The organism is Salmonella sp. SAL-020 (assembly GCF_017372215.1).
Classification (GTDB): Bacteria; Pseudomonadota; Gammaproteobacteria; order Enterobacterales; family Enterobacteriaceae; genus Salmonella; species Salmonella enterica.
Genome location: NZ_CP071690.1, coordinates 1,726,726 through 1,747,522 on the forward strand (window position 1 = coordinate 1,726,726; position 20,797 = coordinate 1,747,522).

General features: G+C 46.8%; 17 protein-coding genes and 1 pseudogene. All 18 read left to right on the plus strand.

Going from position 1 to position 20,797, the window contains the following annotated elements:
* Nucleotides 1-105: 105 nt before the first annotated feature.
* Nucleotides 106-1,476: a colanic acid biosynthesis phosphomannomutase CpsG gene (cpsG, locus tag J1G48_RS08100; protein ID WP_000164206.1), complete on the plus strand. Its 1,371-nt coding sequence runs from the start codon at nucleotides 106-108 to the stop codon at nucleotides 1,474-1,476.
* Nucleotides 1,477-1,529: 53 nt separating this feature from the next.
* The gene (gene wcaJ / locus J1G48_RS08105; RefSeq protein WP_000183163.1) at nucleotides 1,530-2,924 is read left to right on the plus strand and encodes an undecaprenyl-phosphate glucose phosphotransferase; all 1,395 of its coding nucleotides are present in this window, start codon (nucleotides 1,530-1,532) and stop codon (nucleotides 2,922-2,924) included.
* Nucleotides 2,925-3,025: 101 nt separating this feature from the next.
* On the plus strand, nucleotides 3,026-4,504 hold the full coding sequence (wzxC, locus tag J1G48_RS08110; protein WP_000058677.1) for a colanic acid undecaprenyl disphosphate flippase WzxC: 1,479 nt from the start codon (nucleotides 3,026-3,028) through the stop codon (nucleotides 4,502-4,504).
* A 21-nt stretch (nucleotides 4,505-4,525) separates the two neighbouring features.
* Nucleotides 4,526-5,806 carry a colanic acid biosynthesis pyruvyl transferase WcaK gene (wcaK, locus tag J1G48_RS08115; protein ID WP_000770911.1) on the plus strand — a complete coding sequence of 427 codons (1,281 nt, stop codon included), beginning with the start codon at nucleotides 4,526-4,528 and terminating at the stop codon, nucleotides 5,804-5,806.
* Nucleotides 5,803-7,023: a colanic acid biosynthesis glycosyltransferase WcaL gene (gene wcaL, locus J1G48_RS08120; protein ID WP_000868514.1), complete on the plus strand. Its 1,221-nt coding sequence runs from the start codon at nucleotides 5,803-5,805 to the stop codon at nucleotides 7,021-7,023. Before wcaK ends, wcaL begins: the two co-directional genes overlap by 4 nt.
* A 10-nt stretch (nucleotides 7,024-7,033) precedes the next feature.
* Nucleotides 7,034-8,437 carry a colanic acid biosynthesis protein WcaM gene (gene wcaM, locus J1G48_RS08125; protein WP_001144948.1) on the plus strand — a complete coding sequence of 468 codons (1,404 nt, stop codon included), beginning with the start codon at nucleotides 7,034-7,036 and terminating at the stop codon, nucleotides 8,435-8,437.
* 177 nt (nucleotides 8,438-8,614) lie between these two features.
* A complete protein-coding gene (galF, locus tag J1G48_RS08130; RefSeq protein ID WP_000981469.1) occupies nucleotides 8,615-9,508 on the plus strand; it encodes a GalU regulator GalF in 894 nt (297 codons plus the stop codon).
* Between the two features lie 376 nt (nucleotides 9,509-9,884).
* Nucleotides 9,885-10,970: a dTDP-glucose 4,6-dehydratase gene (gene rfbB / locus J1G48_RS08135; RefSeq protein WP_000697846.1), complete on the plus strand. Its 1,086-nt coding sequence runs from the start codon at nucleotides 9,885-9,887 to the stop codon at nucleotides 10,968-10,970.
* Nucleotides 10,970-11,869 carry a dTDP-4-dehydrorhamnose reductase gene (rfbD, locus tag J1G48_RS08140; RefSeq protein ID WP_001023658.1) on the plus strand — a complete coding sequence of 300 codons (900 nt, stop codon included), beginning with the start codon at nucleotides 10,970-10,972 and terminating at the stop codon, nucleotides 11,867-11,869. Before rfbB ends, rfbD begins: the two co-directional genes overlap by 1 nt.
* A gap of 47 nt (nucleotides 11,870-11,916) precedes the next feature.
* Complete coding sequence (gene rfbA, locus J1G48_RS08145; RefSeq protein ID WP_000857535.1) at nucleotides 11,917-12,795, plus strand: glucose-1-phosphate thymidylyltransferase RfbA; 879 nt, start codon at nucleotides 11,917-11,919, stop codon at nucleotides 12,793-12,795.
* Nucleotides 12,796-13,347, plus strand: coding sequence for a dTDP-4-dehydrorhamnose 3,5-epimerase (gene rfbC, locus J1G48_RS08150; protein WP_000973709.1), 552 nt, complete (start codon nucleotides 12,796-12,798; stop codon nucleotides 13,345-13,347).
* Nucleotides 13,348-13,352: 5 nt separating this feature from the next.
* Nucleotides 13,353-14,346, plus strand: a pseudogene (locus J1G48_RS08155) (CDP-6-deoxy-delta-3,4-glucoseen reductase).
* Nucleotides 14,343-15,116 carry a glucose-1-phosphate cytidylyltransferase gene (gene rfbF, locus J1G48_RS08160; RefSeq protein WP_000648783.1) on the plus strand — a complete coding sequence of 258 codons (774 nt, stop codon included), beginning with the start codon at nucleotides 14,343-14,345 and terminating at the stop codon, nucleotides 15,114-15,116. Before J1G48_RS08155 ends, rfbF begins: the two are co-directional and overlap by 4 nt.
* Before the next feature lie 4 nt (nucleotides 15,117-15,120).
* Nucleotides 15,121-16,200, plus strand: a complete 1,080-nt coding sequence (gene rfbG / locus J1G48_RS08165) for a CDP-glucose 4,6-dehydratase (RefSeq protein ID WP_000565913.1) — start codon at nucleotides 15,121-15,123, stop codon at nucleotides 16,198-16,200.
* Between the two features lie 26 nt (nucleotides 16,201-16,226).
* A complete protein-coding gene (rfbH, locus tag J1G48_RS08170; RefSeq protein WP_000126349.1) occupies nucleotides 16,227-17,540 on the plus strand; it encodes a lipopolysaccharide biosynthesis protein RfbH in 1,314 nt (437 codons plus the stop codon).
* A 34-nt stretch (nucleotides 17,541-17,574) separates the two neighbouring features.
* Nucleotides 17,575-18,414, plus strand: coding sequence for a CDP-paratose synthase (locus J1G48_RS08175; RefSeq protein ID WP_000697758.1), 840 nt, complete (start codon nucleotides 17,575-17,577; stop codon nucleotides 18,412-18,414).
* A complete protein-coding gene (locus J1G48_RS08180; protein WP_000770933.1) occupies nucleotides 18,411-19,427 on the plus strand; it encodes a CDP-paratose 2-epimerase in 1,017 nt (338 codons plus the stop codon). Before J1G48_RS08175 ends, J1G48_RS08180 begins: the two co-directional genes overlap by 4 nt.
* A 70-nt stretch (nucleotides 19,428-19,497) precedes the next feature.
* The gene (locus J1G48_RS08185; RefSeq protein WP_001228887.1) at nucleotides 19,498-20,796 is read left to right on the plus strand and encodes an MATE family efflux transporter; all 1,299 of its coding nucleotides are present in this window, start codon (nucleotides 19,498-19,500) and stop codon (nucleotides 20,794-20,796) included.
* Nucleotide 20,797 lies beyond the last annotated feature (1 nt).

Sequence of the window (20,797 nt, forward strand, 5' to 3'; positions counted from 1 at the left end):
GCAATTATGCCCGGTAAGCGCAACGCGCCATCCGGCAATGAATAACAATAACGATGCTGGCCATTTACGGTCAGGGCTAACTGTTGCCTGAAGAAGGGTAAGCACATGACAAAATTAACCTGTTTCAAGGCCTACGACATTCGCGGCAGGCTGGGCGAAGAGCTCAATGAAGATATCGCGTGGCGGATTGGCCGCGCCTACGGCGAATATTTAAAACCGAAAACCATCGTGCTGGGCGGCGACGTGCGTCTGACCAGCGAGGCGCTGAAGCTGGCGCTGGCGAAAGGGTTACAGGACGCGGGCGTTGACGTGCTGGATATCGGTATGTCCGGCACCGAAGAGATTTACTTCGCCACCTTCCACCTTGGCGTGGACGGCGGTATTGAGGTGACCGCCAGCCATAACCCGATGGACTACAACGGTATGAAGCTGGTACGCGAGGGCGCCCGCCCGATAAGCGGCGACACCGGTCTGCGCGACGTTCAGCGTCTGGTGGAAGCGGGCGACTTCCCGCCGGTGAACGAGGCCGCGCGCGGCAGCTACAGACAAATCAGCCTGCGCGACGCCTACATCGGCCACCTGCTCGGCTATATCAGTGTTAACAATCTCACCCCGCTGAAGCTGGTGTTTAACGCCGGCAACGGCGCGGCGGGGCCGGTCATTGACGCCATCGAAGCGCGCCTGAAGGCGCTGGGCGCGCCGGTGGAGTTCATCAAAATCCACAACACCCCGGACGGCACCTTCCCGAACGGCATTCCCAACCCGTTGCTGCCGGAGTGTCGCGACGACACCCGCAAGGCCGTTATTGAACACGGGGCGGACATGGGCATCGCCTTTGACGGCGACTTCGACCGCTGCTTCCTGTTCGATGAGAAAGGGCAGTTTATCGAGGGGTACTACATCGTCGGGCTGCTGGCGGAAGCGTTTCTGGAAAAACACCCGGGGGCGAAGATTATCCACGACCCGCGCCTGACCTGGAACACGGAGGCAGTGGTGACGGCGGCGGGCGGGACGCCGGTGATGTCAAAAACCGGGCACGCCTTTATCAAGGAGCGGATGCGTACGGAGGATGCCATTTATGGCGGGGAAATGAGCGCGCATCACTATTTTCGTGATTTTGCCTACTGCGACAGCGGGATGATCCCGTGGCTGCTGGTGGCGGAGCTGGTGTGCCTGAAGAGACAGTCGCTGGGTGAGCTGGTTCGCGACCGGATGGCGGCGTTCCCGGCGAGCGGGGAAATCAACAGCAGACTGGCGGAGCCGGCGGCGGCCATTGCGCGGGTGGAAGCGCACTTTGCGGAAGAGGCGCAGGCGGTGGATCGCACGGACGGTCTCAGCATGTCGTTCGCCGACTGGCGTTTCAACCTGCGCTCGTCGAACACCGAACCGGTGGTGCGCCTGAATGTGGAATCACGCGGCGATATTCCGCTGATGGAAGCGCGAACACGCACTCTGCTGGCGCTGCTGAATCAGTAACGTCAGATCTCCCCTTACCGCCTGCGGGTAAGGGGCCAAACACAGGAACAACGATGACAAATCTAAAAAAGCGCGAACGAGCCAAAACCAATGCATCGTTAATCTCTATGGTGCAACGCTTTTCAGATATCACCATCATGTTTGGCGGGCTGTGGTTCATCTGTGAAGTCAGTGGACTGCCATTCCTGTACATGCACCTGTTGGTGGCGCTGATTACGCTGGTTGTTTTTCAAATGCTGGGCGGGATGACCGATTTTTATCGCTCCTGGCGCGGCGTCAAAATGTCGACAGAGTTAACGCTGTTACTGCAAAACTGGACGCTGAGCCTGATCTTCAGCGCCGGTCTGGTGGCGTTTAATGATGACTTTGACAACCGCCTCGCCACCTGGCTGGCTTGGTATGCGCTGTCCAGCCTGGGCTTAGTGTTATGCCGTTCATTTATTCGTTTCGGCGCGGGCTGGCTACGCAATCGTGGTTATAACACTCGCCGGGTCGCCGTCGCCGGAGATTTGCCTGCGGGTCAGGCGTTGCTGGATAGCTTCCGTAATGAGCCGTGGCTGGGTTTTGAGGTGGTGGGCGTCTATCACGATCCTAAACCGGGCGGCGTCTCTGCTGACTGGGCCGGGAACTTCGAGCAGTTAATTGACGATGCGAAAGCCTCGCGAATTCACAATGTTTATATCGCCATGTCGATGAGCGACGGCGCCATGGTGAAAAAACTGGTGCGCGAGCTGGCCGACACCACCTGCTCGGTGATCCTTATTCCCGATGTGTTCACCTTTAATATTCTCCACTCGCGCGTGGAGGAGATGAGCGGCGTTCCGGTCGTTCCGCTGTATGACACGCCGCTATCAGGGATTAACCGTCTGCTTAAACGGGCAGAAGATATCGTGCTGGCGTCGCTGATTCTGCTGCTCATCTCACCGGTACTGTGCTGCATTGCGCTGGCGGTCAAATTGAGCTCGCCCGGGCCGGTGATTTTCCGTCAGACGCGCTACGGGATGGACGGCAAGCCGATCAAGGTCTGGAAGTTCCGCTCAATGAAGGTGATGGAGAACGATAAGGTCGTTACCCAGGCGACGCAAAACGATCCGCGCGTCACCCGGGTAGGTAACTTTTTGCGTCGTACCTCGCTGGATGAATTGCCGCAGTTTATCAACGTATTAACTGGCGGGATGTCCATCGTCGGTCCTCGCCCGCACGCGGTGGCGCATAACGAACAGTATCGTCAGTTGATTGAAGGTTACATGCTACGCCACAAGATGAAGCCGGGCATCACCGGCTGGGCGCAAATTAATGGCTGGCGCGGTGAGACCGATACGCTGGAGAAAATGGAAAAACGCGTGGAATTCGACCTGGAATACATCCGCGAATGGAGTATTTGGTTCGATATCAAAATCGTTTTTCTGACGATTTTTAAAGGGTTTGTTAATAAAGCGGCGTATTAAGAACCTGACCCACAAGGCTATTTTACTTGCCATATTGCACCAGGGCAGTGCTCAATCTGGCTGCGCCAATGACGCCTTGTGAACAGGTTCTGGAGAAAAGAATGAGTTTACGACAAAAAACGATCAGCGGCGCTAAATGGTCGGCTATCGCCACGATAGTGATTATCGGTCTGGGGTTAATTCAGATGACGGTGCTGGCGCGGATCATCGACAACCACCAGTTTGGCCTGTTGACCGTCTCGCTGGTGATTATCGCGCTGGCCGACACGATCTCGGACTTTGGCATCGCGAACTCGATTATCCAGCGTAAAACGATTGGGCATCTGGAGCTGACCACGCTCTACTGGCTAAACGTTGGGCTTGGGATTGTGGTATTTGCGGTGGTCTTTTGGCTGAGCGATGCGATTGCCCATGTTTTGCATAACCCGGATCTCGCGCCGTTAATCAAAACGTTGTCGCTGGCGTTCATCGTGATCCCTCACGGGCAGCAGTTCCGCGCTCTGATGCAAAAAGAGCTGGAGTTCAATAAGATCGGCATGATCGAAACGACCTCCGTGCTGGCGGGGTTCACCTTTACGGTGATTAGCGCCCATTACTGGCCGCTGGCGTTAACCGCGATTCTCGGCTATCTGGTGAACAGTGCGGTGCGAACGCTGCTGTTTGGTTACTTTGGCCGCAAGATTTACCGTCCGGGGCTGCATTTTTCGCTGGCATCGGTGTCCACGAACCTGCGTTTTGGCGCGTGGCTGACGGCGGACAGTATCGTCAATTACATCAACACGAATTTATCGACGCTGGTACTGGCGAGAATTCTCGGCGCAAGCGTCGCCGGGGGATATAACCTCGCGTACAACGTGGCGGTTGTGCCGCCGGCGAAGCTTAACCCCATCATTACTCGCGTGCTATTTCCGGCATTCGCCAAAATCCAGGACGATACCGAGAAGCTGCGCGTCAACTTCTATAAGTTGCTTTCCGTGGTGGGAATTATCAATTTTCCCGCGCTGTTGGGCCTGATGGTAGTGGCGAACAATTTTGTGCCGTTAGTGTTTGGCGAGAAGTGGAACAGTATTATCCCGATCCTGCAATTGCTGTGCGTGGTGGGGCTGTTGCGCTCGGTCGGCAACCCGATTGGTTCGCTGCTGATGGCGAAAGCGCGCGTGGATATCAGCTTTAAGTTCAACGTCTTTAAAACGTTTCTGTTTATCCCGGCAATTCTCATTGGCGGCCATCTGGCGGGGGCGATTGGCGTGACGCTGGGGTTCCTGGTGGTGCAAATCATCAACACCATTCTGAGCTATTTCGTGATGATTAAGCCGGTACTCGGCTCCAGCTATCGTCAGTATATTCTCAGCCTGTGGCTACCGTTTTATCTCTCATTGCCAACATTTATTACCAGCTACGGCGCAGGAAAGCTGGCCGACGGCTATTTACCGTTGTCAGGGGTATTCGCACTACAGGTTATGGTCGGTATTTTGAGTTTTATTTTGATGATTATTTTTTCACGCAATGCGCTGGTGATGGAAATTAAAAATCAGCTTGTTGGCAGTGCAAAAATGAAAAAGTTATTACGTGTCGGATGACGGGGATATAAGAGGCTATTTATGAAATTATTAATTTTAGGCAACCACACATGCGGCAACCGTGGTGATAGCGCCATTATGCGCGGTTTGCTTGATGCCATCCGTCAACAGGCGCCGGAGGCGGAGATGGATGTGATGAGCCGTTTCCCGGTGAGTTCCGCCTGGTTGCAGGGGCGCCCGATTATTGCCGACCCGCTGTATCAGTTAAGCCAGAAACAGCAGGCGGCGGCAGGGCTTAACGGTCGGGTGAAAAAAGTATTACGCCGTCGTTTTCAGCATAAAATTTTATTGTCTAAAGTCGCCCAGGAAGGATCGCTGCGTAATTTTGCTATCGCGCCGGAATTTGCCGAATTCGCGCAATTTATTGCGCAGTATGACGCCGTCATTCAGGTGGGCGGTTCAAACTATGTCGACTTATACGGTTTGACTCACTTTGAATATCCGCTGTGCGCGTTTATGGCGAACAAACCAATTTATATGGTGGGACATAGCGTCGGCCCTTTCCAGAATCCTGACTTTAACCAGCTCGCCAATTATGTTTTTGGCCGCACCAGTGCGCTGATCCTGCGTGAAACCGTCAGCCGCGATATGATGACCGCCGCGCAGATCGATACCCGGAAAGTGGAGCAGGGGGTGGATACCGCCTGGTTAGTCGAACGCCGTCACGACGAGTTTGTTGCCAGTTATGCTGTGCAGCACTGGCTGGACGTCACCGCGCGCCGCAAAACCGTCGCGATTACGTTGCGCGATCTGGAGCCGTTTGATAAACGCCTGGGCACCACTCAGCAGGCCTATGAGCAGGCATTTGCCCAGGTCGTGAATCGCCTGATTGCGGACGGTTATCAGGTACTGGCGCTGTCAACCTGCACCAGTATCGATCGCTATAACCGCGATGACCGGATGGTTGCGTTACGGATGGCGAAGTATGTAAACGACTCAGAGAATTTCCATATCGCGATGGACGAACTCAATGACGTGGAAATCGGAAAGATCCTCGCCTCCTGCGTACTGACCATCGGGACGCGCCTGCATTCCGCCATTATCTCCATGAATTTTGGCACACCCGCCATCGCCATTAATTATGAACATAAATCCGCCGGGATTATGCAGCAGCTAGGCCTGGCGGAATTGGCCATCGATATCCGTCACTTGCTGAACGGTTCATTACAAAGCGTGGTGGCCGATACGCTCAATCAATTGCCTGCGCTAAAGGCAAAAGTGGCTAACGCCGTCACCGAGGAGCGGGCGAAAGGGTTCACGATGATCAAATCTGTTCTCGACAGAATTCGGGAGGCGCAATGAAAGTCAGCTTTTTTCTGCTGAAATTTCCACTCTCATCGGAAACCTTTGTGCTGAATCAGATTACTGCGTTTATTGATATGGGCCATGAGGTGGAGATTGTCGCGTTACAAAAAGGCGATACCCAACATACTCACGCCGCCTGGGAGAAGTATGGCCTGGCGGCGAAAACCCGCTGGTTACAGGATGAGCCCCAGGGACGGCTGGCGAAACTGCGCTACCGGGCATGTAAAACGCTGCCGGGGCTGCATCGGGCGGCGACCTGGAAAGCGCTCAATTTTACCCGCTATGGCGATGAATCACGCAATTTGATCCTTTCCGCGATTTGCGCGCAGGTGAGCCAGCCTTTTGGGGCGGATGTGTTCATCGCACACTTTGGTCCGGCGGGCGTGACGGCGGCCAAACTACGCGAACTGGGCGTGCTTCGCGGCAAAATCGCGACTATTTTCCACGGGATTGATATTTCCAGCCGCGAAGTGCTCAGTCATTACACGCCGGAGTATCAGCAGTTGTTTCGTCGTGGCGATCTGATGCTGCCCATCAGCGAACTGTGGGCCGGTCGCCTGAAAAGTATGGGCTGTCCGCCGGAAAAGATTGCCGTTTCGCGCATGGGCGTCGACATGACGCGTTTTACCTATCGTCCGGTGAAAGCGCCAGGGATGCCGCTGGAGATGATTTCCGTCGCGCGCCTGACTGAGAAAAAAGGCCTGCATGTGGCGATTGAAGCCTGTCGGCAACTGAAAGCGCAGGGCGTGGCGTTTCGCTACCGCATTCTGGGCATTGGCCCGTGGGAACGTCGGCTGCGCACGCTCATCGAGCAGTATCAGCTAGAGGATGTCATTGAGATGCCGGGGTTTAAACCGAGCCATGAAGTGAAGGCGATGCTGGATGACGCCGATGTTTTTTTGCTGCCGTCGATTACCGGTACGGATGGCGATATGGAAGGTATTCCGGTAGCGCTGATGGAGGCGATGGCGGTAGGGATTCCCGTGGTATCTACCGTGCATAGCGGTATTCCGGAACTGGTGGAGGCCGGCAAATCCGGCTGGCTGGTGCCGGAAAACGATGCGCAGGCGCTGGCGGCCCGACTCGCTGAGTTCAGCCGGATTGACCACGACACGCTGGAGTCGGTGATCACGCGCGCCCGTGAAAAAGTGGCGCAAGATTTTAATCAGCAGGCGATTAATCGCCAGCTAGCCAGCCTGCTACAAACGATATAAACGAGGTGGTATGCCCGTGAATAAGTTCTCCCGACGTACCCTCCTGACGGCAGGTTCCGCGCTTGCTGTTCTTCCTTTTCTGCGCGCCTTGCCGGTACAGGCGCGTGAACCTCGCGAGACCGTCGATATTAAGGATTATCCGGCGGATGACGGTATCGCCTCGTTCAAACAGGCCTTCGCCGACGGACAGACCGTGGTCTTACCGCCAGGATGGGTGTGTGAAAATATCAATGCGGCGATAACGATTCCGGCGGGAAAAACGCTGCGGGTACAGGGCGCGGTGCGTGGGAATGGCCGGGGACGGTTTATTTTGCAGGACGGGTGTCAGGTGGTGGGGGAGCAGGGCGGCAGTCTGCACAATGTGACGCTGGATGTTCGCGGGTCGGACTGTGTGATTAAAGGCGTGACGATGAGCGGCTTTGGCCCCGTCGCGCAAATTTTCATCGGCGGTAAGGAACCGCAGGTGATGCGTAATCTCATTATCGATGACATCACCGTTACCCACGCCAACTACGCCATTCTCCGCCAGGGATTTCATAACCAAATGGACGGCGCGCGGATTACGCATAGCCGCTTTAGCGATTTGCAGGGGGACGCCATTGAGTGGAATGTCGCGATTCACGACCGCGACATCCTGATTTCCGATCATGTCATCGAACGCATTGATTGTACCAATGGCAAAATCAACTGGGGGATCGGCATCGGGCTGGCGGGTAGCACCTATGACAACAGTTATCCTGAAGATCAGGCAGTAAAAAACTTTGTGGTGGCCAATATTACCGGATCTGATTGCCGACAGCTGGTGCACGTAGAAAATGGCAAACATTTCGTCATTCGCAATGTCAAAGCCAAAAACATCACGCCCGATTTCAGTAAAAATGCGGGTATTGATAACGCAACGATCGCCATTTATGGCTGTGATAATTTCGTCATTGATAATATTGATATGACGAATAGTGCTGGGATGCTCATCGGCTATGGCGTCGTTAAAGGAAAATACCTGTCAATTCCGCAAAACTTTAAATTAAACGCTATTCGGTTGGATAATCGCCAGGTTGCTTATAAATTACGCGGCATTCAAATTTCCTCCGGCAACATCCCCTCTTTTGTCGCCATCACCAATGTACGGATGACGCGTGCTACGCTGGAACTGCATAATCAACCGCAGCACCTCTTTCTGCGTAATATCAACGTGATGCAAACTTCAGCGATTGGCCCGGCGTTAAAAATGCATTTCGATTTGCGTAAAGATGTCCGTGGTCAATTTATGGCCCGCCAGGACACGCTGCTTTCCCTCGCTAATGTTCATGCCATCAATGAAAACGGGCAGAGTTCCGTGGATATCGACAGGATTAATCACCAAACCGTGAATGTCGAAGCAGTGAATTTTTCGCTGCCGAAGCGGGGAGGGTAAGTACCGCTATTTTTACGAAAATTCCTGGGAAAAAGTTGTTCATACTTAATGTTATGGTGCCGACTAAGACGTAATGTAAAGCGTGCCATCATTATCCCTGGCAGCAGAGTAATTCATGCTGGCGAAAACAAGCTAAAGAGCTATAATTCAGCAACCATTTTACAGGTGGAAGAAACAATGATGAATTTGAAAGCAGTTATACCGGTAGCGGGTTTGGGTATGCATATGTTGCCTGCCACCAAGGCAATCCCAAAAGAGATGCTACCGATCGTCGACAAGCCAATGATTCAGTACATTGTCGATGAGATTGTGGCTGCAGGGATCAAAGAAATCGTACTGGTGACTCACGCGTCTAAAAACGCCGTTGAGAACCACTTCGACACCTCTTATGAACTTGAATCACTTCTTGAGCAGCGCGTTAAGCGCCAGCTTTTGGCGGAAGTGCAATCTATCTGCCCACCGGGCGTGACGATTATGAACGTTCGCCAGGCGCAGCCGTTAGGGCTGGGGCACTCTATTCTGTGCGCGCGTCCGGTCGTGGGCGATAACCCTTTCATTGTGGTACTCCCGGATATTATTATCGATGATGCTACCGCCGATCCGCTGCGCTATAACCTTGCGGCGATGGTGGCGCGTTTCAATGAAACGGGTCGCAGCCAGGTGCTGGCGAAGCGCATGAAAGGTGATTTATCGGAGTATTCCGTTATCCAGACGAAAGAACCTCTGGATAATGAAGGCAAAGTCAGCCGGATTGTGGAGTTTATCGAAAAACCGGATCAGCCGCAGACGCTGGATTCCGATTTGATGGCGGTAGGCCGTTATGTGCTTTCAGCCGACATCTGGGCGGAACTGGAAAGAACCGAACCGGGCGCCTGGGGCCGTATCCAGCTCACCGATGCCATTGCAGAACTGGCGAAAAAACAGTCGGTTGACGCGATGCTAATGACGGGTGACAGCTATGACTGCGGTAAAAAAATGGGCTACATGCAGGCATTTGTGAAGTACGGGCTGCGCAACCTGAAAGAAGGAGCGAAGTTCCGTAAGAGCATAGAGCAGCTTTTGCATGAATAAGTATTAACAACCGTGATAAATGGTTGGTGATAAACATAATAACGGCAGTGAACATTCGAAGCGGCAAGTTGGCTGAAGCGAGTGTTGACTGCCGTTTTAGTTTTGTATAAAGGGCTTAAGTAACAAGGGGTTATCTGGAGCATTTTAATGCTGATTTTATAAGATTAATCCTTGTTTCCGGATGCAATTAATAAGACAATTAGCGTTTAAGTTTTAGTGAGCTTTGCCCTGCTGGGCGAGGTTTGTAACAAGTCGATATGTACGCAGTGCACTGGTAGCTGATGAGCCAGGGGCGGTAGCGTGTGTAACGACTTGAGCAATTAATTTTTATTGGCAAATTAAATACCACATTAAATACGCCTTATGGAATAGAAAAGTGAAGATACTTATTACTGGCGGGGCAGGTTTTATTGGATCAGCTGTTGTCCGCCATATTATTAAGAATACACAGGACACTGTAGTTAATATTGATAAATTAACCTACGCCGGTAATCTTGAATCCCTTTCTGATATTTCTGAGAGTAATCGCTACAATTTTGAACACGCGGATATTTGTGATTCCGCTGAAATAACGCGTATTTTTGAGCAGTACCAGCCGGACGCGGTGATGCATTTGGCTGCGGAAAGTCATGTGGACCGTTCGATTACCGGGCCAGCAGCATTTATTGAAACCAATATCGTCGGCACCTATGTACTTCTTGAAGTTGCGCGTAAATACTGGTCTGCGCTTGGCGAAGATAAAAAAAATAATTTTCGTTTTCATCATATTTCCACTGATGAAGTTTACGGCGATTTACCGCATCCTGATGAAGTTGAAAACAGCGTTACGCTGCCGTTATTTACTGAAACGACGGCATATGCGCCAAGTAGCCCCTATTCTGCGTCAAAAGCATCCAGCGATCATTTAGTCCGTGCCTGGCGGCGTACCTATGGTCTACCAACGATCGTTACCAATTGTTCTAATAACTATGGCCCTTATCACTTCCCTGAAAAACTGATTCCGTTGGTCATTTTGAACGCACTGGAAGGAAAGCCTTTGCCAATTTATGGCAAAGGGGATCAGATTCGCGATTGGCTATATGTAGAAGATCATGCTCGCGCGCTTCATATGGTAGTGACTGAAGGCAAGGCGGGGGAGACTTATAACATTGGTGGCCACAATGAGAAGAAAAATCTCGATGTGGTATTTACCATCTGTGATCTGCTGGACGAGATTGTACCCAAAGCGACTTCTTATCGTGAACAAATCACTTATGTCGCGGATCGTCCGGGCCATGATCGTCGTTATGCCATTGATGCAGGTAAAATTAGCCGCGAATTAGGCTGGAAACCGCTGGAGACCTTTGAAAGCGGTATTCGTAAAACAGTGGAATGGTACCTTGCAAATACTCAATGGGTAAACAATGTTAAAAGTGGGGCGTATCAGAGTTGGATAGAACAGAACTATGAAGGACGCCAGTAATGAATATCTTACTTTTTGGTAAGACAGGGCAAGTAGGCTGGGAGTTGCAACGTTCTCTGGCACCAGTAGGGAATCTGATTGCCCTGGATGTCCATTCAAAAGAGTTTTGCGGTGATTTTAGTAATCCGAAAGGCGTTGCCGAAACCGTTCGTAAGCTTCGTCCCGATGTGATTGTTAACGCAGCAGCACATACTGCAGTAGATAAAGCAGAGTCTGAACCAGAACTGGCGCAGTTACTTAACGCCACCAGTGTGGAAGCCATCGCTAAAGCAGCCAACGAAACTGGCGCATGGGTAGTGCATTATTCAACCGATTATGTATTTCCTGGTACCGGCGATATCCCATGGCAGGAAACGGACGCTACGTCGCCGCTGAATGTCTATGGCAAGACCAAACTGGCGGGAGAAAAGGCCCTGCAGGATAACTGCCCTAAGCATCTTATCTTCCGCACCAGTTGGGTTTATGCAGGTAAGGGCAATAATTTCGCAAAGACAATGCTTCGTCTGGCGAAAGAGCGTCAGACACTTTCAGTCATCAACGATCAGTACGGTGCGCCAACCGGTGCAGAATTACTGGCTGACTGCACGGCTCATGCGATCCGTGTGGCGTTAAAGAAACCAGAAGTCGCAGGTCTTTACCATCTGGTTGCCGGGGGAACCACAACCTGGCATGACTACGCGGCCTTAGTCTTTGACGAGGCGCGCAAAGCAGGGATAACGCTTGCGCTGACTGAGCTTAATGCTGTGCCGACCAGCGCCTACCCGACGCCGGCGAGCAGACCAGGCAATTCGCGTCTCAATACTGAAAAGTTTCAGCGTAATTTTGACCTTATTCTGCCGCAATGGGAATTAGGAGTTAAGCGCATGCTGACTGAAATGTTTACGACGACAACCATCTGATAAATTTAAATGCCCATCAGGGCATTTTCTATGAATGAGAAATGGAAATGAAAACGCGTAAGGGCATTATTTTAGCGGGGGGCTCCGGCACCCGTCTTTATCCGGTGACCATGGCGGTAAGTAAGCAATTGCTACCAATTTATGATAAACCGATGATTTACTATCCCCTTTCCACGCTTATGCTGGCAGGCATTCGGGATATCCTGATCATCAGTACGCCACAGGACACGCCGCGTTTTCAACAACTGCTGGGAGACGGCAGCCAGTGGGGGCTGAATCTTCAATATAAAGTACAGCCAAGCCCGGATGGCTTAGCACAGGCGTTTATTATTGGTGAAGAGTTCATTGGTAATGATGATTGTGCATTAGTACTGGGTGACAATATCTTCTATGGTCATGATTTACCAAAGTTAATGGAAGCTGCCGTTAATAAAGAAAGTGGTGCTACCGTCTTTGCTTATCATGTAAACGATCCGGAGCGCTACGGTGTGGTTGAGTTTGACCAAAGTGGCACAGCCGTTAGTCTGGAGGAAAAACCGTTACAACCGAAGAGTAATTACGCGGTAACGGGGCTGTATTTTTATGATAATAGCGTGGTGGAGATGGCGAAAAATCTTAAGCCTTCCGCTCGCGGTGAGTTAGAAATCACGGATATTAACCGTATCTATATGGATCAGGGAAGATTGTCTGTCGCCATGATGGGGCGCGGTTATGCCTGGCTGGATACAGGGACGCATCAGAGTTTGATAGAGGCCAGTAATTTTATTGCAACCATCGAAGAACGCCAGGGGCTAAAAGTGTCCTGCCCGGAAGAGATCGCATTTCGTAAAAATTTTATAAATGCACAACAGGTTATAGAACTGGCCGGGCCATTATCAAAAAATGATTATGGCAAATATTTGCTGAAGATGGTGAAAGGTTTATAAGTGATGATTGTGATTAAAACAGCAATACCAGATGTCTTGATCTTAGAGCCTAAAGTTTTTGGCGATGAGAGGGGATTCTTTTTTGAAAGTTATAACCAGCAGACCTTTGAAGAGTTGATTGGACGTAAAGTTACATTTGTTCAAGATAATCATTCAAAATCCAAAAAGAACGTACTCAGAGGGCTACATTTTCAGAGAGGAGAAAATGCACAGGGGAAGTTAGTTCGTTGTGCTGTCGGTGAGGTTTTTGATGTTGCGGTCGATATCCGAAAAGAATCGCCTACTTTTGGTCAATGGGTTGGCGTAAATCTATCTGCTGAGAATAAGCGACAGCTTTGGATTCCAGAAGGTTTTGCTCATGGTTTTGTTACTCTTAGTGAGTATGCAGAGTTTCTGTACAAAGCAACTAATTATTACTCACCTTCATCGGAAGGTAGCATTTTATGGAATGATGAGACAATAGGTATTGAATGGCCTTTTTCTCAGCTGCCTGAGCTTTCAGCAAAAGATGCTGCAGCACCTTTACTGCATCAAGCCTTGTTAACAGAGTAAGCATCGTGTCTCATATTATTAAGATTTTTCCATCAAATATTGAATTTTCCGGTAGAGAGGATGAATCAATCCTCGATGCTGCGCTATCGGCTGGCATCCATCTTGAACATAGCTGCAAAGCGGGTGATTGTGGTATCTGTGAGTCCGATTTGTTGGCGGGAGAAGTTGTTGACTCCAAAGGTAATATTTTTGGACAGGGTGATAAAATACTAACCTGCTGCTGTAAACCTAAAACCGCCCTTGAGCTAAATGCGCATTTTTTTCCTGAACTAGCTGGACAGACAAAAAAAATTGTCCCATGCAAGGTAAATAGTGCTGTACTGGTTTCAGGCGATGTTATGACTTTGAAGTTACGCACACCACCAACAGCAAAAATTGGCTTCCTTCCAGGGCAGTATATCAATTTACATTATAAAGGTGTAACTCGCAGTTATTCTATCGCTAATAGTGATGAGTCGAATGGTATTGAGTTGCATGTAAGGAATGTTCCCAATGGTCAGATGAGCTCTCTCATTTTTGGGGAGTTACAAGAAAATACTCTTATGCGCATTGAAGGACCTTGCGGAACATTTTTTATTCGTGAAAGTGACAGACCTATAATCTTCCTTGCAGGCGGTACTGGATTCGCTCCAGTTAAATCAATGGTTGAGCATCTCATTCAGGGAAAATGTCGTCGTGAGATCTACATCTACTGGGGAATGCAAGATAGTAAAGATTTTTACTCTGCATTACCGCAGCAGTGGAGTGAACAGCACGACAACGTTCATTATATCCCTGTTGTTTCTGGTGATGACGCCGAATGGGGGGGAAGAAAGGGATTTGTCCATCATGCTGTGATGGATGATTTTGATTCTCTAGAGTTCTTCGATATATATGCATGTGGTTCACCTGTGATGATCGATGCCAGTAAAAAGGACTTTATGATGAAAAATCTCTCTGTAGAACATTTCTATTCTGATGCATTTACCGCATCTAAATAATATTGAGGATAATTTATGAAAGCGGTCATCCTGGCTGGTGGACTTGGTACCAGACTAAGTGAAGAAACAATTGTAAAACCAAAACCGATGGTAGAAATTGGTGGCAAGCCTATTCTTTGGCACATTATGAAAATGTATTCTGTGCATGGTATCAAGGATTTTATTATCTGCTGTGGTTATAAAGGATATGTGATTAAAGAATATTTTGCGAACTACTTCCTTCACATGTCAGATGTAACATTCCATATGGCTGAAAATCGTATGGAAGTTCACCATAAACGTGTTGAACCATGGAATGTCACATTGGTTGATACGGGTGATTCTTCAATGACTGGTGGTCGTCTGAAACGTGTTGCTGAATACGTAAAAGATGACGAGGCTTTCCTGTTTACTTATGGTGATGGCGTTGCCGACCTTGATATCAAAGCGACTATCGATTTCCATAAGGCTCACGGTAAGAAAGCGACTTTAACAGCTACTTTTCCACCAGGACGTTTTGGCGCATTAGATATCCAAGCTGGTCAGGTCCGGTCATTCCAGGAAAAACCGAAAGGCGATGGGGCAATGATCAATGGTGGTTTCTTTGTGTTGAATCCATCGGTTATCGATCTCATCGATAACGATGCAACAACCTGGGAACAAGAGCCATTAATGACATTGGCACAACAGGGGGAGTTAATGGCTTTTGAACACCCAGGTTTCTGGCAGCCGATGGATACCCTACGTGATAAAGTTTACCTTGAAGGGCTGTGGGAAAAAGGTAAAGCTCCGTGGAAAACCTGGGAGTAAGTAGATGATTGATAAAAATTTTTGGCAAGGTAAACGTGTATTCGTTACCGGCCATACTGGCTTTAAAGGAAGCTGGCTTTCGCTATGGCTGACTGAAATGGGTGCAATTGTAAAAGGCTATGCACTTGATGCGCCAACTGTTCCAAGTTTATTTGAGATAGTGCGTCTTAGTGATCTTATGGAATCTCATATTGGCGACATTCGTGATTTTGAAAAGCTGCGCAATTCTATTGCAGAATTTAAGCCAGAAATTGTTTTCCATATGGCAGCCCAGCCTTTAGTGCGCCTATCTTATGAACAGCCAATCGAAACATACTCAACAAATGTTATGGGTACTGTCCATTTGCTTGAAGCAGTTAAGCAAGTAGGTAACATAAAGGCAGTCGTAAATATCACCAGTGATAAGTGCTACGACAATCGTGAGTGGGTGTGGGGCTATCGTGAGAACGAACCCATGGGAGGGTACGATCCATACTCTAATAGTAAAGGTTGTGCAGAATTAGTCGCGTCTGCATTCCGGAACTCATTCTTCAATCCTGCAAATTATGAGCAACATGGCGTTGGTTTGGCGTCTGTGAGGGCTGGTAATGTCATAGGCGGAGGCGATTGGGCTAAAGACCGTTTAATTCCCGATATTCTGCGCTCATTTGAAAATAACCAGCAGGTTATTATTCGAAACCCATATTCTATCCGTCCCTGGCAGCATGTACTGGAGCCTCTTTCTGGTTACATTGTGGTGGCGCAACGCTTATATACAGAAGGTGCTAAGTTTTCTGAAGGATGGAATTTCGGCCCGCGTGATGAAGATGCGAAGACGGTCGAATTTATTGTTGACAAGATGGTCACGCTTTGGGGTGATGATGCAAGCTGGTTACTGGATGGTGAGAATCATCCTCATGAGGCACATTACCTGAAACTGGATTGCTCTAAAGCAAATATGCAATTAGGATGGCATCCGCGTTGGGGATTGACTGAAACACTTGGTCGCATCGTAAAATGGCATAAAGCATGGATTCGCGGCGAAGATATGTTGATTTGTTCAAAGCGTGAAATCAGCGACTATATGTCTGCAACTACTCGTTAAGAAAATAAGTTTAAGGAATCAAAGTAATGACAGCAAATAACCTGCGTGAGCAAATCTCTCAGCTTGTCGCTCAGTATGCGAATGAGGCATTGAGCCCGAAACCTTTTGTTGCAGGTACAAGCGTTGTGCCTCCTTCCGGGAAGGTTATTGGTGCCAAAGAGTTACAATTGATGGTTGAGGCGTCTCTTGATGGATGGCTAACTACTGGTCGTTTCAATGATGCCTTTGAGAAAAAACTTGGGGAATTTATTGGGGTTCCTCATGTTTTAACGACTACATCTGGCTCTTCGGCAAACTTGCTGGCACTGACTGCGCTGACTTCCCCAAAATTAGGCGAGCGTGCTCTCAAACCTGGTGATGAGGTTATTACTGTCGCTGCTGGCTTCCCGACTACAGTTAACCCGGCGATCCAGAATGGTTTAATACCGGTATTCGTGGATGTTGATATCCCGACATATAATATCGATGCCTCTCTCATTGAAGCTGCAGTTACTGAGAAATCAAAAGCGATAATGATCGCTCATACACTCGGTAATGCATTTAACCTGAGTGAAGTTCGTCGGATTGCCGATAAATATAACTTATGGTTGATTGAAGACTGCTGTGATGCCCTTGGGACGACTTATGAAGGCCAGATGGTAGGTACCTTTGGTGACATCGGAACCGTTAGTTTTTATCCGGCTCACCATATCACAATGGGTGAAGGCGGTGCTGTATTCACCAAGTCAGGTGAACTGAAGAAAATTATTGAGTCGTTCCGTGACTGGGGCCGGGATTGTTATTGTGCGCCAGGATGCGATAACACCTGCGGTAAACGTTTTGGTCAGCAATTGGGATCACTTCCTCAAGGCTATGATCACAAATATACTTATTCCCACCTCGGATATAATCTCAAAATCACGGACATGCAGGCAGCATGTGGTCTGGCTCAGTTGGAGCGCGTAGAAGAGTTTGTAGAGCAGCGTAAAGCTAACTTTTCCTATCTGAAACAGGGCTTGCAATCTTGCACTGAATTCCTCGAATTACCAGAAGCAACAGAGAAATCAGACCCATCCTGGTTTGGCTTCCCTATCACCCTGAAAGAAACTAGCGGTGTTAACCGTGTCGAACTGGTGAAATTCCTTGATGAAGCAAAAATCGGTACACGTTTACTGTTTGCTGGAAATCTGATTCGCCAACCGTATTTTGCTAATGTGAAATATCGTGTAGTGGGTGAGTTGACAAATACCGACCGTATAATGAATCAAACGTTCTGGATTGGTATTTATCCTGGCTTGACTACAGAGCATTTAGATTATGTAGTTAGCAAATTTGAAGAGTTTTTTGGTTTAAATTTCTAATTTTTGAGGGGGGGGGATTCCCCTCTATGATTTCATGAAAATTCTAATAATGGGAGCGTTTGGGTTCCTTGGATCACGACTTACATCCTACTTCGAAAGTCGACATACTGTGATTGGCTTAGCAAGGAAGAGGAACAATGAAGCTACCATAAATAATATTATTTACACGACAGAAAATAATTGGATCGAAAAAATAGTAGAATTTGAACCGAATATTATTATTAACACTATTGCTTGCTATGGAAGACATAACGAACCTGCAACAGCTTTAATAGAAAGCAATATTCTTATGCCTATCAGAGTATTAGAATCTATCTCATCACTTGATGCAGTATTCATAAATTGTGGAACATCACTGCCACCAAATACGAGTTTATATGCATATACTAAACAAAAAGCAAATGAACTCGCCGCCGCCATTATAGATAAAGTTTGTGGTAAATATATAGAGTTAAAATTGGAGCATTTCTATGGAGCTTTTGATGGAGACGATAAGTTTACCAGTATGGTTATTAGACGTTGTTTAAGTAACCAGCCAGTAAAGTTAACATCTGGTTTGCAACAGAGAGATTTCTTGTATATAAAAGATCTACTAACAGCGTTCGATTGTATTATAAATAATGTTAATAATTTCCCCAAATTTCATAGTATTGAAGTTGGTAGTGGAAAGGCTATATCAATTCGTGAATATGTAGAGACTGTTAAAAATATCACAAAAAGCAATTCTATAATTGAATTTGGTGTGGTCAAAGAAAGAGCCAATGAATTGATGTATAGTTGTGCTGATATAGCAGAACTTGAAAAAATAGGATGGAAAAGAGAGTTCTCTCTTGTTGATGCATTAACTGAAATAATTGAAGAGGAAGGGAAATGAAGCTTTTAATTACCGGTGGATGTGGCTTTCTTGGGAGTAATCTTGCCTCCTTTGCTTTAAGTCAAGGGATTGATTTAATTGTATTCGATAATCTATCACGTAAAGGTGCAACAGATAATTTACATTGGTTATCCTCCTTAGGAAACTTTGAGTTTGTACATGGTGATATTCGCAACAAAAATGATGTTACAAGATTAATAACTAAGTATATGCCTGATAGCTGTTTTCATCTTGCAGGTCAAGTGGCAATGACTACATCTATTGACAATCCTTGTATGGATTTTGAAATTAATGTAGGTGGAACTTTAAATTTACTTGAGGCAGTACGGCAGTATAATTCAAATTGTAATATAATTTATTCATCAACAAATAAAGTATACGGCGATCTTGAGCAATATAAATACAATGAAACAGAAACTAGATATACTTGTATAGATAAGCCTAATGGATATGATGAGAGCACACAATTAGATTTCCACTCACCATATGGTTGTTCAAAAGGTGCTGCAGATCAATACATGCTTGATTATGCAAGGATTTTTGGTTTGAATACAGTGGTGTTCAGGCATTCATCAATGTATGGTGGGAGACAGTTTGCTACTTATGATCAAGGCTGGGTAGGTTGGTTTTGTCAAAAAGCGGTTGAAATTAAAAATGGTATTAACAAACCCTTCACTATTTCTGGTAATGGTAAGCAAGTTAGGGATGTTTTGCATGCTGAAGATATGATTTCGTTATATTTCACTGCCTTGGCAAATGTATCAAAAATTAGGGGGAACGCTTTTAATATTGGTGGTACCATTGTCAACAGCCTATCATTACTTGAATTATTCAAATTGCTTGAAGATTATTGCAACATTGATATGAGGTTCACTAATTTACCAGTAAGGGAAAGTGATCAGCGTGTTTTTGTTGCAGATATTAAAAAAATCACTAATGCAATTGACTGGAGCCCGAAAGTCTCGGCAAAAGATGGTGTCCAGAAAATGTATGATTGGACTAGTTCTATATGATGTTTCTGCCCGCGAAAGCGGGCATAATTAAAGAATGAAATATTTTTTATAATTAAAAGATGAAGCTGACGTGAGGAAACTGAGGTTGGTTAGAATTCCAAGACATCTTATTATTGCCGCTTCCTCTTGGCTTTCAAAGATAATAATTGCCGGTGTTCAGTTAGTAAGTGTTAAATTTCTTTTGGAAATTCTTGGCGAAGAATCATACGCTGTATTTACTCTTTTAACTGGATTATTGGTCTGGTTTAGCATTGCAGATATTGGGATTGGTAGTAGTCTACAAAATTATATATCTGAGTTGAAAGCTGATAGAAAATCATATGATGCATATATCAAGGCCGCAATTCATATTCTATTCGCATCCTTAATCATTTTAAGCTCTACATTATTCTTCTTATCAGATAAATTATCGTCACTATATCTTACTTCATTTAGCGATGAATTGAAAAACAACTCAGGAAGTTATTTTTTTATAGCAAGTATATTATTTATATTCATTGGCGTTGGGAGTGTGGTCTATAAAATATTATTTGCGGAACTGTTAGGGTGGAAAGCTAATATAATTAATGCATTATCTTATCTTTTAGGTTTTTTAGATGTAGTTGCGATCCATTATTTAATGCCAGATTCGAGTATTACCTTCGCTTTAGTAGCATTGTATGCTCCGGTAGCAATACTGCCCATTATATATATATCGTTTCGGTACATATATGTTCTTAAAACGAAAGTAAACTTTAACACCTATAAATTATTACTATCACGTTCATCAGGGTTTCTGATTTTTTCGTCCTTATCGATAATAGTTTTACAAACTGATTATATTGTGATGTCTCAGAAATTATCTGCTGCAGATATTATAAAATATACTGTAACGATGAAAATATTTGGTTTAATGTTTTTTATTTATACTGCGGTATTACAAGCATTATGGCCAGTATGTGCTGAATTACGAGTGAAAATGCAGTGGAGAAAGTTGCATAGAATCATTTTCCTAAATATTATTGGTGGGGTATTTTTTGTTGGTCTTGGTACGTTATTCATTTATGTTTTAAAGGATTATATCTATAGCATAATTGCTAACGGTATAGATTATAATATTAGTGGGGCTGTTTTTGTTTTACTGGCTGTGTATTTTAGTATAAGAGTTTGGTGTGATACATTTGCTATGTTACTTCAAAGTATGAACCAATTAAAAATTCTTTGGCTCATAGTTCCGTGTCAGGCATTAATTGGTGGTGTGACTCAATGGTATTTTGCAGAGCATTATGGAATAGTTGGTATTTTATACGGACTAATTTTATCGTTCTCGCTAACTGTTTTTTGGGGATTGCCAGTGTATTATATGTATAAGAGTAAAAGGCTAGCATAAT